At 39.2% G+C, this 13718-nt stretch carries 17 protein-coding genes; 7 read left to right on the forward strand and 10 right to left on the reverse strand.

All coding sequences use genetic code 11. From position 1 onward, the window contains the following. Positions 1-168 precede the first annotated feature (168 nt). The gene (locus NST66_RS14840) at positions 169-699 is read left to right on the forward strand and encodes a GNAT family N-acetyltransferase (RefSeq protein ID WP_034270243.1); all 531 of its coding nucleotides are present in this window, start codon (positions 169-171) and stop codon (positions 697-699) included. A gap of 41 nt (positions 700-740) precedes the next feature. Here NST66_RS14840 and NST66_RS14845 read toward each other — a convergent pair whose 3' ends face one another. Next, on the reverse strand, positions 741-1490 hold the full coding sequence (locus NST66_RS14845; protein ID WP_034270246.1) for an SDR family NAD(P)-dependent oxidoreductase: 750 nt from the start codon (positions 1488-1490) through the stop codon (positions 741-743). 198 nt (positions 1491-1688) lie between these two features. On the opposite strand from NST66_RS14845, the gene NST66_RS14850 reads away from it, so the two are divergent. Next, positions 1689-1955, forward strand: coding sequence for a hypothetical protein (locus tag NST66_RS14850; RefSeq protein WP_029714425.1), 267 nt, complete (start codon positions 1689-1691; stop codon positions 1953-1955). A gap of 49 nt (positions 1956-2004) precedes the next feature. Here the strand turns inward: NST66_RS14850 and cysI are convergent, their stop codons facing one another. Together cysI and NST66_RS14860 are read right to left on the reverse strand one after the other, a co-directional pair. After that, positions 2005-3726 (reverse strand): assimilatory sulfite reductase (NADPH) hemoprotein subunit, encoded by a 1722-nt coding sequence (gene cysI, locus NST66_RS14855; protein ID WP_028414400.1) that lies wholly within the window; start codon positions 3724-3726, stop codon positions 2005-2007. A gap of 22 nt (positions 3727-3748) precedes the next feature. Then, positions 3749-5557 (reverse strand): assimilatory sulfite reductase (NADPH) flavoprotein subunit, encoded by a 1809-nt coding sequence (locus NST66_RS14860; RefSeq protein ID WP_047750521.1) that lies wholly within the window; start codon positions 5555-5557, stop codon positions 3749-3751. 613 nt (positions 5558-6170) lie between these two features. Between NST66_RS14860 and NST66_RS14865 the strand changes: the two genes are divergently transcribed. Next, positions 6171-6353, forward strand: coding sequence for a YolD-like family protein (locus NST66_RS14865; protein ID WP_013083869.1), 183 nt, complete (start codon positions 6171-6173; stop codon positions 6351-6353). 25 nt (positions 6354-6378) lie between these two features. Further along, on the forward strand, positions 6379-6531 hold the full coding sequence (locus tag NST66_RS14870) for a hypothetical protein (RefSeq protein ID WP_165573525.1): 153 nt from the start codon (positions 6379-6381) through the stop codon (positions 6529-6531). Positions 6532-6569: 38 nt separating this feature from the next. Here the strand turns inward: NST66_RS14870 and NST66_RS14875 are convergent, their stop codons facing one another. Both NST66_RS14875 and NST66_RS14880 read right to left on the reverse strand, forming a co-directional pair. After that, positions 6570-8177 (reverse strand): MDR family MFS transporter, encoded by a 1608-nt coding sequence (locus NST66_RS14875; protein WP_028414403.1) that lies wholly within the window; start codon positions 8175-8177, stop codon positions 6570-6572. 22 nt (positions 8178-8199) lie between these two features. Further along, complete coding sequence (locus NST66_RS14880) at positions 8200-8652, reverse strand: MarR family winged helix-turn-helix transcriptional regulator (RefSeq protein ID WP_013057798.1); 453 nt, start codon at positions 8650-8652, stop codon at positions 8200-8202. A 158-nt stretch (positions 8653-8810) separates the two neighbouring features. Here NST66_RS14880 and NST66_RS14885 point away from each other — a divergent pair, with 158 nt between their 5' ends. After that, positions 8811-9560, forward strand: coding sequence for a MerR family transcriptional regulator (locus tag NST66_RS14885; protein ID WP_033580572.1), 750 nt, complete (start codon positions 8811-8813; stop codon positions 9558-9560). Positions 9561-9688: 128 nt separating this feature from the next. Here NST66_RS14885 and NST66_RS14890 read toward each other — a convergent pair whose 3' ends face one another. The 4 genes from NST66_RS14890 to NST66_RS14905 all read right to left on the reverse strand — a co-directional run bounded on the left by NST66_RS14890 (position 9689) and on the right by NST66_RS14905 (position 11229). Then, positions 9689-10222 carry a GNAT family N-acetyltransferase gene (locus NST66_RS14890; protein ID WP_033580571.1) on the reverse strand — a complete coding sequence of 178 codons (534 nt, stop codon included), beginning with the start codon at positions 10220-10222 and terminating at the stop codon, positions 9689-9691. Positions 10223-10266: 44 nt separating this feature from the next. Then, complete coding sequence (locus NST66_RS14895; protein WP_013083874.1) at positions 10267-10638, reverse strand: hypothetical protein; 372 nt, start codon at positions 10636-10638, stop codon at positions 10267-10269. Positions 10639-10680: 42 nt separating this feature from the next. Continuing rightward, positions 10681-10872, reverse strand: a complete 192-nt coding sequence (locus NST66_RS14900) for a hypothetical protein (RefSeq protein ID WP_014459359.1) — start codon at positions 10870-10872, stop codon at positions 10681-10683. An 84-nt stretch (positions 10873-10956) separates the two neighbouring features. Further along, entirely contained in the window at positions 10957-11229 is a 273-nt protein-coding gene (locus tag NST66_RS14905) for a hypothetical protein (protein ID WP_049165452.1), read from the reverse strand. A 222-nt stretch (positions 11230-11451) separates the two neighbouring features. Between NST66_RS14905 and NST66_RS14910 the strand changes: the two genes are divergently transcribed. Together NST66_RS14910 and NST66_RS14915 are read left to right on the forward strand one after the other, a co-directional pair. Next, complete coding sequence (locus NST66_RS14910; RefSeq protein ID WP_049165455.1) at positions 11452-11685, forward strand: hypothetical protein; 234 nt, start codon at positions 11452-11454, stop codon at positions 11683-11685. Positions 11686-11700: 15 nt separating this feature from the next. After that, a complete protein-coding gene (locus NST66_RS14915; protein ID WP_028414409.1) occupies positions 11701-12810 on the forward strand; it encodes a GerAB/ArcD/ProY family transporter in 1110 nt (369 codons plus the stop codon). A 149-nt stretch (positions 12811-12959) separates the two neighbouring features. Here the strand turns inward: NST66_RS14915 and NST66_RS14920 are convergent, their stop codons facing one another. Next, entirely contained in the window at positions 12960-13676 is a 717-nt protein-coding gene (locus NST66_RS14920; protein WP_028414410.1) for a CPBP family intramembrane glutamic endopeptidase, read from the reverse strand. Positions 13677-13718 lie beyond the last annotated feature (42 nt).

A 13718-nucleotide genomic window follows, 5' to 3' on the forward strand; every position in this document is an offset into this window, starting at 1 on the left:
TACTGTTTTTGCTACCCTTACATAAAAATTGTTTGGGTTGTTTAGAAGCTCTTCCTCTCTTCTTCTCAGTCTTTTAGCTCATATTTCTACTTACCTTATGACAAAAAATAAAAGGAATTTTCTCCGGGCTGCCGAAAACTTTCTATATAAAATAGAAAGGAGAAACGTATGTTTCCTATTCTTCGTACACCTCGCACTACACTGCGTGAAATAACAGAAGCGGATGCAGATACTATTTTCGACTGCTTTTCTCAGGAAGAAGTTATCAAATATTACGGGCAAGAAAAATTCACAACTTTCCAAGAAGCTTTGGTGCTGATTGATATTTTTGCTGAAAATTACAGAAATCAAAAAGGTTTGCGCTGGGGAATCGAACGGCTCGATACGGGGGAACTAATTGGGACAGTCGGATTGAATCAGTGGAACCAAAAGCATAAGCGGGCGGAAATTGGCTATGAGCTGCACCCTGAACACTGGGGGCACGGCTATGCTTCGGAAGCTGCTTCAGCTGTTATGGCTTATGGATTTGATACCCTTCAGCTAGTGCGAATTGGAGCTGTTGTGTTTCTTGAAAACAAGGCATCTCAGCACGTGCTTGAAAAGCTCGGGTTTCAGCAAGAAGGAGTGTTAAAAAACTATATGTATCAAAACGGAAAAGCTCACGATACGCTTGTTTATAGCTCCCTGCCTCCTACATAATAAAAAAAGGATTCTTTTTAAGAAAAGAATCCTTTTTCGTTTTATTTAAACGCCGCATACCCATCATCAGCCATGATGACACTGCCGTTTACAGCTCCCGCTTCTTCTAAGGACAGCAAATAAACCATATCTGCAATTTGTTTTGGATTAGTGAGCTTTCTGCTCATCGTTTTTGCTTTCATTCCTTCAATCATACCGTTGTCTTTATAGCCTTGAATAATAGGCGTATCAACAAATCCTGGCGCAACGGCGACGACGCGAATACCGTATTTAGCGAGATCTAGCGCAGCTGATTTTGTCATCATCACAACAGCTCCTTTTGTTGCATGATAAGCATACGTTCCGGGTGAGGCTAAGAAGCTAAAAATAGAGGCCGTATTGATAATGACGCCTTTAATACCTAACTCTCTCATTTTCCTGCCTGCTGCCATAATCCCATATGTAACGCCGTGCTGATTCACATTAATAATACGGTGATATTCTTCTAAGTCTTGATCTAAAATAGATGTAGGACGTCCAATCCCTGCATTGTTAAACATCACATCAATTCGTCCAAATGTATTCACCGTTTTCTCAATCAGTGCTTCCACTTCTTCAAACTTGGTGACGTCCGTTTGCACAAATAAAGCGTGGCCTCCAGCTTCTTCAATTTTTTGAAGAGTCTCTTTTCCTTTTCCTTCATCATAATCAGCAATGACCACTGCGTCTCCTTTTTGCGCGAACTTTAAGGCAGTTTCTTTGCCAATCCCGCTTGCTCCCCCTGTAATAACCGCTACTCGTTTTTGCTGCATGTTTCTCCCTCCTTGGTGAAAATTCCTTTCTTTTACATTATAGCATTCTTTTTTCTATCAGCTGTTTCTATTGATTCCTTCATTGCCATAAAAGTGGTTAACTGGGGCATAGTTGAACGCCTTTTTTAACAAAAATCAGCATGTGTACAAGCAGTTTGGCGTTTTTTGCATTTACTATAGGGTAAGGAGGTGATGGCTATGCATGAACACACAGGTAATGTATCTATTCCGCGTCCTCCGGATGTGGTGACAATTCTTTGGGAGCGAAATCCATTGGATAGACAAGCTCCTCGTACCATCGTAGAAGCAACGGTAATTGGCCGCGCAAATCCTTGCGGAGGCTCATTAGCTCAAGGCAAGCGCTACCGCACTGCAGCTCATTGTTTACTTGACAACGGCTTTGAACAAATTACTGCTGAAAGATTAGGGGTATTTGGAGTAGCTGTATTTGTTAGAGAATATTAAAATAGAAAAAGGGACTTTTCTGTAAGTTAGAAAAGTCCCTTCATACGTATTATGCGTGGAAATTCGTGCCGTCTGTTACAGCTTCAATTACTCCAGCGCGGATGACAAAGTCACCAAAGTGCTCGCCTTCTTCTCTTTCTTTTGCATAGCGAGGAAGTAAGACGCGCAGTTCATTTAAAATTTCTTCTTCACTGATATTTTCACGGTACATTTTGCTTAAACGGCTGCCGTCAAATGCTGCTCCAAGATACATATTGTATTTGCCCGGTGCTTTACCGATAAAAGCAATTTCACCTAAAGCAGGACGCGCACAGCCGTTAGGACAGCCCGTCATACGAATCGTGATTTCTTTATCACGAAGGCCGTTTTCATCTACAATTGCTTCAATCTTCTCAACAAGAACTGGAAGATAACGCTCAGCTTCTGCCATCGCAAGCCCGCAAGTCGGAAGCGATACGCAAGCTAATGAGCTGCGGCGAAGAGCCGAATAATGCTTGCCGTCTGTTAATCCATACTGTTCAATCAAGTCACTAATTTGCTTTTTCTTTTGAGTGGATACGTTCGCGATAATTAAATTTTGATTGGCCGTTAAACGGAAATCACCGCTATGAACTTTTGCAATTTCACGAAGACCCGTCATAAGCTTATAGTCTTCAAAGTCAGCAATACGTCCACCTTGAACAAAAAGAGTAAAGTGCCATTTTCCTTTCACACCTTTTTCCCAGCCGTAGCGGTCTCCGTTATGATCAAAGTGATAAGATTTTGCTTCGTCTAAGCTCCAGCCCAGACGGTTTTCAAGCTCTTCTTTTACCGTTTCTAATCCAAGACGATCAACCGTGTATTTAAAACGCGCGTTTTTACGCACAGAGCGGTTTCCGTAATCACGTTGAATCGTAATGACTTTTTCCGCTACTTCTAGAATTTGGTCAGGTCGGCAGAAGCCAATCACTTTTGCAAGCTGAGGGTAAGTTGTTTTATCCCCGTGCGTCATACCCATACCGCCGCCGATTGCTACGTTAAATCCAACAAGCTTCTCGTCTTCTAAAATGGCAATAAAACCAAGGTCTTGTGAATACACGTCAATATCGTTAGAAGGTGGCACAGCTACGCCAATTTTGAACTTTCTTGGCAAATAGAGCGGACCATACATTGGTTCCACTTCTTCTTCCACTTCCGGTGTGCTAATTACTTTCTCTTCATCTAGCCAAAGTTCGTGGTACGCTCTTGTACGAGGCAATAAATAATCACTTAATTTTTTTGACCATTCGAATACTTCAGCGTGCACTTCTGACTGATATGGATTCGGATTGCACATTACGTTACGGTTTACATCTCCGCAAGCTGCAATTGTGTCTAATAAAGAAGCATGAATTTCTTGAATCGTTTTCTTCATGTTCCACTTTAAAATTCCGTGCATTTGGAACGCCTGACGAGTTGTCAGCTTTAACGTTCCATTTCCGTATTTTTGTGCTAAATCATCCATCACTAGCCACTGTTCTGGTGTGGAAACACCGCCTGGCGTACGAACGCGAAGCATGAATTGGTAAGCTGGCTCTAGCTTTTGTTTTTGACGTTCATTACGAAGATCTCGATCATCTTGTAAGTAGCTTCCGTGGAACTTCATCAAACGATTATCGTCTTCAGAAATACCTGAGCTGATGCGGTCTAGCATTGTTTCTCCTAATGTACCGCGTAAATAATTACTTTCATCTTTTATGCGCTCAACGTCACTTGGAGGACCTTCGGGCGCTTTTAAAATTTTGTTTACCATGTTGAAAATCTCCTTTCAATCCTCAGTATACATCACGCTGATAACGTTTTTGTTTCTTCATTTCAGCAAGGTAAGCTTCCGCCTCTTCGCGGCTCATCTTGCCTTCTGTTTCAACAATTTCAACTAGCGTGTTGTGCACGTCGCGTGCCATATTTGTTTTATCTCCGCACACATAAAAAGATGCGCCTTCTTCTAACCACTGGAATAATTCTTTGCTATGTTCAAGCATACGGTTTTGTACGTATACTTTTTCTTCAGTATCGCGTGAAAACGCCACGTCCATTTTCGTTAGCACGCCGTCTTTTAACCACTTTTGCCACTCTGTTTGGTAAAGGAAGTCTGTTACAAAGTGCTGATCTCCAAAGAACATCCATGACTTACCTTTTGCTCCTGTTTCTTCACGCTCTTGCATAAATGAGCGGAACGGAGCCACACCTGTACCAGGTCCCACCATAATAATCGGCGTTTCTTGGTTTTGAGGAAGCTTAAAGTTTTTATTGCTTTGAAGGTATACAGGAATCGTATCACCTGGCTGCAAACGTTCTGAACATAGGACTGAACAAACACCTTTACGCTCGCGTCCATGCGCTTCGTAACGTACCGCTCCAATTGTTAGATGAACTTCGTCAGGATTTGCTGACAAGCTGCTTGCAATTGAATAAAGGCGCGCTGGCATTTTGCGTAAAATAGCTACAAACTCTTGTGCTGATACGTTCCATGGGCCGAAGTCACGAACTAAGTCAATTACATCACGGCCTTGTGTGTATGCTTTTAATTCCTCGCGATTTTCTACAAGCGCTTTTAATTTATCATTTCCAGTAAGCTCAGCTGCTTGCTTTAAAAGCGGCTTTGTTAACACGGTAATTTCAAAATTAGAGAGTAGCGCTTCTCTAAGAGGACGCGTTTCTCCTTCTTTATTAACCGTTACACTTTCACTCGCATCCCACTTGAATTCGTTAAGAAGAAGATCAACAAGCTCAGGATCATTTTCAGGATAAATACCTAAACTGTCTCCTGGTTCATACGTCAAACCTGAACCTTCTAGAGATAGTTCTAAGTGTCGCGTTTCTTTATTTGATCCGCGGCCGTTCAAGTTTAAGTTCTCAAGCACTTCTGCTTTAAAAGGATTTGTTCTTGAGTACGGCGAAGTTCCTGCAGGAGCTTCCGCCGGAACAGCTGCCGAAGCGCTGTGTCCTTTCGCTTCGCTTAATCCGTCAATAACACCTTTAAGCCATTTATTTGCGGGCTCTTCAAAATCTAAATCACAGTCAACGCGCGGATACAGTCTTTCACCGCCAAGTTCTGCTAAGCGCACATCAAATTCTTTCCCTGTTTGACAGAAAAATTCGTATGAGCTGTCTCCAAGCGACAAGACAGAAAAACGGAAATTCTCAAGCTTTGGCGCTCGACGGCCGTGAAGAAATTCGTGGAAAGATAGCGCGTTATCAGGCGGCTCTCCTTCTCCATGTGTACTTACAACAATTAATAAATTTTCAAGTTTCTTTAAATTATTTGGTTTGAAATCATTCATAGAAGATACAGTTACATTAAAACCTTTTGCTTCAAGCGTTTTGCCTGTATTTTCAGCAAGACCTTGAGCATTTCCTGTCTGTGATCCGTAAAGAATCGTTACGTCTTTTGAAATCGTCTGCTCCGCTTGAGCAGGCGCTGCTGTAGAAACGTCTGGCGTTCCTTCGGCAGACGTAGATTGAGATGCTGTTAAATAACCACTCAACCACATTTTTTGTGCTTCTGTTAATGTCGGCAGAAGGCGATTAAGCAAATCTGCTTGTTCTTGATTAAAAGGGCTGTTTACTACCTTAAGTTGCAACACTGTCCACCTCACAAAAATATATAATTTAAATATGTATGCTTTTACGAATCATCTTCAACAACATGTAATACCTGTGTCTAATTAATCAATGATGTTTCCCTTCATACATTATTATTCCTATAGATTATATCAAATTTAATTATATAAATCATTAGAAAATTCTTATCAAATTCGTCTACCTGCATTTTATCGGAGAAGAATAAATTAGTAAAATACATATAATTGATAACTAGTATTAAGATCATTAATAATTGAAGCTGTCGTTACGTTTTTTATAAATGCAGTTACTTCCATATCTGCTCATTCTACATCCTTCACACGAATATGAATATTTTGTAATTTTTAGAGAAGTTTTGTAGAAACGGTTTTCTTTCTCATCAGAATGTTACATAATAAATGTAACATTAATCCTTTTAAAAAACACTATACGCAAAAGACAGTATATTCTGAAATTTAGGACAGTTTATAGGTGAGCTAGCAACCTTTTATCTATTCATACACGGTGAAGAATATAAAGGGAAGCTTGCAGTACATACCATTCCCTTTTGCTCATCTCAAATGAAAGGACTGGCTTTTAAATCAGGTAATCTTTTTTAAGGAGGCTTCTTGAATGTTTTTACGAGAATTAACGAAAAGTGGGACGATAACTGTTTCTTACTATAAAGATGGAACGTTGCAAACGTGCAAAGGCCGCGTGCACAACTTAAATCTCCATCAGCAAATTCTATCCGTAAAAGACGAAAATGAAGCCGTTGTTTCCCTTTTGCTTTCTGATATTAAATCCATTCATTAGTATGTAAAATTAAGGAGGAATTACTATGTGGAAAGATAATAAGCAAGCGCTTACAGATTTTGTGACGGAAGATCGGTTTGAACTGAACTTATATTTATCGTATTTGCTTGATCAAATTTCGTATGACACGTCTAAACAATCCCCTTTTCTTCGCAAGCCTAATGAAACAACTAGCTAATAATATAGAAAAAAAGCGCACAAATTTGTGCGCTTTTTTTAATGTGATGGCTCTACTTCAGCAATGCCTTCTTCTGGTTTTTCTTCGGCTTTTTTATTTGAAAGCTTGATCTGTCTTAAGAACAATGTGCATACCGCTCCTAAAATAATAAAAGCTAAGCCCATGAAAAAGACGCTGTGCAATGCGCTCATTAGCGAGGTCTTCAAAATAGGCACAATGCTGTCTGAAAGCGCAGCTGGAATACTCTTTAGCGCCTCAGGACTAAACAGCATCTGCAGCACACTTTCAGGATTCGTATCAATCGCTTTTTTGAACCCGTCGGCAAAAGCGCTTGCTTGAGCAGGCAATGAGTTTAAATATGGAACGAGTTTGTCAGTAAGAAGCGTACCTGATTTGGCGTTCATTATCGCTCCTAAAATGGTAATACCAAACGTTCCTCCAATTGAACGGAAAAATTGACTTGATGATGTAACAACACCGAGCTCTTCTTTTGAAAAGCTTTCTTGAAGAGCAAGCGTTAAAATTGGCATCACAAGCCCCATTCCTAAACCGATTATGGCCATATAAGAAGTAGCAACAAGCTTGCTAGTATGAAGGTCTAATGTTGTTAACAAGAAGAACCCTCCTGCCATAATGAGCATACCCGTAACGATTTGAGGCTTGATACCAACTTTATAAACAAGCTGACCTCCAATAATACTCGTTACAATCATTGAAATCATCATTGGTGTCATAATGGTACCTGATTCTGAGGCGCTGACTCCAACGATTCCTTGCATAAAGAACGGAACAAATGTAATAGCTCCGAACATACCAATGCTCATAAAAAAGCCAATGATATTTAAAAGCGTAAACGTTCGGTTTTTAAATAAATACATCGGAAGAATTGGTTCTTTAGCTTTCGTTTCCACAATAATAAAGCTTATAATCCCAGCAATAGCAAGTGCAAACAAACTAATAATCTGCCAAGAGTTCCAGTCGTAGTCTTTTCCTCCAAAACTCAGGGCCAGAAGCAAGCTTACTACTCCGATAACCATTGTGAACATACCAGCTACATCGAATTTAACAGGTCCTGTATGTTTTTTTCCTTGAAGTCCGAGCGCAATAAAAACGGTAGCGAGTATCCCTACCGGCAAGTTAATGTAAAACACCCATTTCCAGTTCAATGAATCAACAATCCATCCGCCAATTTGCGGACCGATGACAGAAGCAAGACCATAAATTCCTCCGAATACTCCTTGAAACTTTGCTCGTGCTTTTCCTGTAAATAAATCACCGATTACAATCATTGCCATCGGCATCATAACGCCGCCGCCAATTCCTTGTAATGCACGGAATAAAATAAGCTCTGTCATATTATTTGCCATTCCGCATAAAGCAGAAGCCACCATAAAAATAATAAGTCCTGTAACATAAATTACTCTGCGTCCTACTAAATCAGCGAGCTTTCCTGCAATCGGAACAACCGTTGTTGACGTTAATAAATAGGCTGTTGTCAGCCATGTCATCATGCTTAAACCACCAAGATCTCCTACGATTCTTGGCATAGCTGTTCCGACAATGGTTCCATCAAGTGCAGAAAAGAACATCGCAATAATTAACCCAATTAATAAAAGCGTGCGCTTTGAATTTTTTTGATTTTCCATCGTGTGTCTCTCCTCTTTTTTGTTACTGCTGCTTATCTTTATAAGAAGCAGCTGATGTTGCAAGCTTTTTTGTAATAGAAGCCATCATGGAAAGCTCTTCTTCTGTTAGATGCAAAAGGTAGCGGTCCATAATGGCTTTTCGACCATTTAGCACGTCTTCAAGTTTGCGATGCCCAAACTCCGTTAAGGTAATGTCAACAACTCTTCTGTCTTCTTTATTGTGTTCTCTTACAACAAAATTGTGCTGTTCAAGACGATCCACTAAAAGAGTCACGGCGCTCGGTTTTACATCCATTAGCTCTGCAATTTGAGAAACCTTACTGCTCCCTACTTTCTTTAAATAAGAAAGAACAAATAATTGCGTAGGAGTCATCTCATGCTCATTAAGGCTCTCCATCATTTCGGGCTGCATTTTTTCAAATAGCACTTGAAGCGATGAACGAATCTCCCCAAGATACTGATTGCTTTTTGTCACATCTATTCCTCCAGGCTTGCTTATTTATTTCATGTTATAAATAGTTAATGCTAATTAAATATAAATGCATATAAACTAAAAGTCAATTATTTCTTTTTTAGTATTGACCCTTACGCTGCGTTATATTTTATAGTAGATTTCAGAAGGGAGATGAAAGAATGAACAGAAAAGTAAAAGAAGTGGCTGACTTAGTAGGAATCAGCGTCCGCACGCTGCATCACTATGATGAAATCGGGCTATTAAAACCTGATGCTGTCAGTGAATCCGGCTACCGGCTTTATTCACCGGCTAATCTTGATATGCTTCAGCAAATATTATTTTTTAAAGAACTTGGCTTCCCTTTAAAACAAATTCAGGAGATTATAACAGACCCAACATTTAATCGCACAGAAGCGTTGATACTGCAAAAAAACATGCTGATTGAAAAACGCAGTCGGCTCGATCAAATGATTGCAACCATTAATAAAACGATTCAATATGAAAAAGGAGCGATTGAAATGAACGAAAAAGAGCGGTTTAAAGGGCTGGATTTTTCGCATAACCCATACGAAGAAGAAGCCCGGAAGCGCTGGGGAAATCAGCGAGTAGATGAAGCGAATGAAAAAGTACAAAGCTTTTCACATGAAGAACAGCAGCGCATGTCAAACGAATGGGAAAGTATCTACACTCACTTAGCTTCTCTGCGTGATCTGTCACCATCCTCTACAGAAGCTCAAAAAGCCATTGAGCAATGGTATCAATTTTTAAATAAGAACTTTGGAACGTATTCGTTAGAAGCCTTTAAAGGTCTTGGAGAGATGTATGTACAAGATGAGCGGTTTACAGCCAACATCGATCGCTACGGAAAAGGATTAGCGAAATTCATGAACGAGGCGATGAGTACATTTTCTGATGCTAAAAAACAATAAATCAAAAGAGATTGAGATATAACTACATCAATTATATGAAGCCTACGTTCATCACCACAATGGAAAAATCCGAACGATTCATCGTTCGGATTTGCATTCACTTAACATACTTTTGTCTCAGCCTCTTTTTATAAGTGAAGACCCATAAGCATTGTATTATAGTAGACGCCATTTATATAGGTGTCTTTTTCTTTTAATCCTTCTGTTTGAAACCCTAGCTGTTTGTATAAAGAAATAGCTCTTTGATTATCTTCTCGCGTTACAAGTTCGATTTTTTTTGTTTGTTTATTCATACGTGCCCATTCAATCAGCTCAATCATTAGCTGTCTTCCTAGCCCTAGCCCGCTATAAGCATTCTCTACCACGATACCAAGGGTACCCACATGCTTGTTACGCGGGTTTTGAGACGAGGTGATGGATGCAATACTAATGATTTCTTCTTCTTTTTCAGTCACGACTATAAGAGAGTTTTGCTCTTGTTTTACAGAAGCTAAAAACACTTCATACTCTGAAACTGGTCTAAGAAACTCCCCTTCTCCAAATGAAAGAAAATCACTTTCTCCTCCCACTCGATTGTAAAAAGCAATCATTTTCTCTGCGTCTTTTGATTCTGCTTCTCGAATGGTGACGCCTATACCATTCTTTAATGTACGTAAACTCATATATCTATCTTCCTTTTAGTTATTCTTGTTTGCCTATATGGGTTTTAGCGCTGTTTTTCTCTCCACTGACCTAACCACATGCGATTCCCTAAAGCCGTAAAATCATTTTCGTCGGCGTAGCGTTCAATGACGGAAAGCGCGTTGTCCTCAAGCATTGGTGAATAGCTCATAATTTCTAAAATATGATGTGCAGCCCATAGGTCAATTCGATAAGTAGGATTCGTCAGCAGTGTTGAAAATTCAAAGAGCATGCCTGGATAGTATAAATGAATGAGCTGCGCAATTTTTTTCATATCTTCTGCAGCTCGGTTTCCTTTTTTTACAGATTTTTTATCTCGGTAATCGATTTCATAATGAATTTTTGCGCTTTTTTGATAAAGATCAACTAGCGTTTCGTACGTACGATGTTTCTGCATTTCTCATCTTCCTTTGCTTCTAGATTTCCTCGTTTGAAGATGCTATAGTTCATTTTTAGGTTTCATATATTCAAATAAATGCAGCAAAAATATGATGCTTCCGCCAATGCACATCACAAAACTTAACGTAGCAGGATACTGAATAAAGAAACCGACAACACCAAAAATCAGCATAGCAAGCGCTCCTATCATCATAAACAGATGATAAGCCGGTGTATTTTCTTCATTATTCATACATAACTCCTTTTCACTATTTTTTAAGTTATTAAAAAGATATGACACTTCTTTTGGACTATGATCTTTTATTTTGCTGCCGCTTTATTTCTTTAGCTTAGCACGAAGTAACGTGAGAAGGCCTCCTCCAAACATCACGCCACCCACAATTTGATACAGGTGTATGTAGCTTTTTACCGTTTCAACATACAGATCTGTGTCTACATTCCCTTTACTTTCTAGCCATTTTTGGCCCATTGCCTGACCCGTTGCAACGCTTTTTAACAAAACGACCAGGCCTCCGAGCATGACAACGGCGGCGATCATAAGCTGTACCTTTTCTTTGTCATCTAGCATTTTTTTGAATTCGTCTACCATCTATCTCTCTCCCATCCTTACCTTGTTATGTATCTACTTGTTTGTAATCATGCTGTTTTTTCTCTATTATAACGCTCAACTTGGTCATTATAACACGGTTTTGCACTGCCTTTAGTCTTACTTTTCATAAATGACGCCATTTTGGGTGATACTATTTTTGAAACACAGGCGTCTTTAACATCCCTTCATTATTTTTGAAGGGTTACTAATTGAGGTTGATACATGCTTATATTTTTAGGGATTTTTTTACTTTGTGCAGCTGTTTGTTTAGTAGAAATACCTTATTTAAAAAAAGTGAACAGTCGAAGAGAAAAGCGAATTTTTTGGAGTTTGTTCACAGTAAGTATTTTAATTGTTAGTTTAAAATATGGCGGTGTGGAAATCCCTAACCCTGGAGACGGCATTGCTTTTTTATTAAAACCTTTTAGTGATTTTTTGTTCAGTCTGTTGAAGTAAAAGGAAGTGAACAACGTGCATAGTCAGATAAAATTATCCGCAGCACAGTTTCGAATACTCGTGATTTTTTATAGTTTAGGCGACACTATTTTAGTCGTACCTGGAAGCTTAACGGCTGATTCTAAACAAGAAGCATGGATTCCAGCCATTTTAGGCGTAGGTGTAGGCGTTTTTCTTGTATGGATGTATATCAAACTTTCTAGCCTTTATCCGAATAAAACCCTTGTAGAACTAAACGAAGCCATTTTAGGCAAGTGGCTAGGAAAGTTTGTCTCTCTTTTATTTGTAGCTTCTACTCTTCTTTTTTGCAGTCAAGTTTTGTTTTACGTGGGCTCATTTCTAACAACTCGCATTATTATTCAAACGCCTATGCTTGCTGTTCATATTTTGTTTATGGGAATTGTGATTGTCGGCGTTCGTCTTGGCATTGAAACGATTGCCCGCTGTGCTGAAATTCTCTTTCCTTGGTTTGTTATTCCGTTTTTAATCTTAGTTTTTTCGATCTTCCCTCAAATTCATTATGAGAATTTGCAGCCTTTGTTAGAGGTAGGCGTTAAGCCTATTATTAGATCTATTCTGGTCTTTACAAGTATTACGTCTCTCACTTTCATTGTATTGCTGACCGTTTTCCCTGCTCACGTAGGGGAACCTGATCAGCGAAACCGCGCTTTTTTTACAGGAAGCTTAATCGGCGGAGGCATTATGATTATTATTTTATTACTTGGCATTCTTGTACTTGGAAATACGTATACACGTATCGCTTTATATCCAAGCTATGAGCTTGCAAGGCGTATCGAAGTTGCCGATTTTCTGAAAAATATTGAAGTAATCATGGCCATTATGTGGTTTTTATCTCTTTATTTCAAAACGTCTCTCTACTATTATGCGACCGTTTCCGGACTCGCTCAAATTCTTGAATTAAAAAACTACCGAATTTTAACTCTTCCGCTAGGCATTATTGCCGTTACATTTTCACTTATCGTGTATCCAAGCATTCCCTATGAACAAACGTGGGACAGAGATACGTGGATTCCGTACAGTCTGTTATTTGGACTATTTTACCCTCTTGGGTTATTAATAGTTGGGAAAATTCGCGTAAAGCATTCGGCGTCTTTATCGAAATAAAAAGAAATTGAGACATAACGAAATCCATCCAATCAACAGCTAGAAGGAAGCTACATGCATGAAACTTAGATTCATCCTACCAATAAAAAAATCCGAACGATGAATTGTTCGGATTTTCCCTCAACGAAACTACTTTGTTTTACCCTCTTTTAAAAGAACACGGTTATACTCACTAATCCATTCCACAGCATATGTAAAATCATAGATGGGAAAATAGATTTTGTTCGATAATAAATAATGGCGAAAACAAGTCCCATGACGGTAGCTGTAATCGGAAAGCCAATATGTAAAAGACCGAATACAAGAGCGGAAACGAAAATGCCCACAAGCACGTGATGGCGTTTGGTTAAGAAACCACATAAAACACCTCTATAAAGCAACTCTTCTTTAATAGGCGTGATAACTGCTACACTTATAAAAAATATCCAGCTTGAAAGCAGCGTTTGATTAAAACTGCCTTGATTTAAATCTTTTTGCTGCTGATCTGCGCTTTCTACGTTTAAAAATGAAAGCATCACGTACTGCACCGCGGCTACAATTAAAAAGCCTACCACAATATATACATACGTTTTCCCTTCTTTTAATACCGAGACGTTCCACATAGGTTTTAAAAATCTGCGCACAGGTCTATAAAGCACCGCAACCCCTAGAAAAAATGCCGCGTCTACAAGCAGAGCATATGGGCCTTCTAATAAAATTCCTGTCATATTTGAACCCATAACTTCATCGTAAATAGCTACTCCAATTCCGGCTAGGATTTGCAGTCCAAAGCCCAACACGATAAATAGAAGCAATGTGAAGTAAGTAAACTCTTTTTTCTTTTTAGGCTTTAAAACCGGTTCTGAATTTGTTGATAACGTACTCAAAATAGCAACCTCCAAAAATGATTCTTTCTCTCTAGTGCTCTC

It is taken from the genome of Priestia sp. FSL W8-0524, from assembly GCF_038005965.1.
Classification (GTDB): Bacteria; Bacillota; Bacilli; order Bacillales; family Bacillaceae_H; genus Priestia; species Priestia zanthoxyli.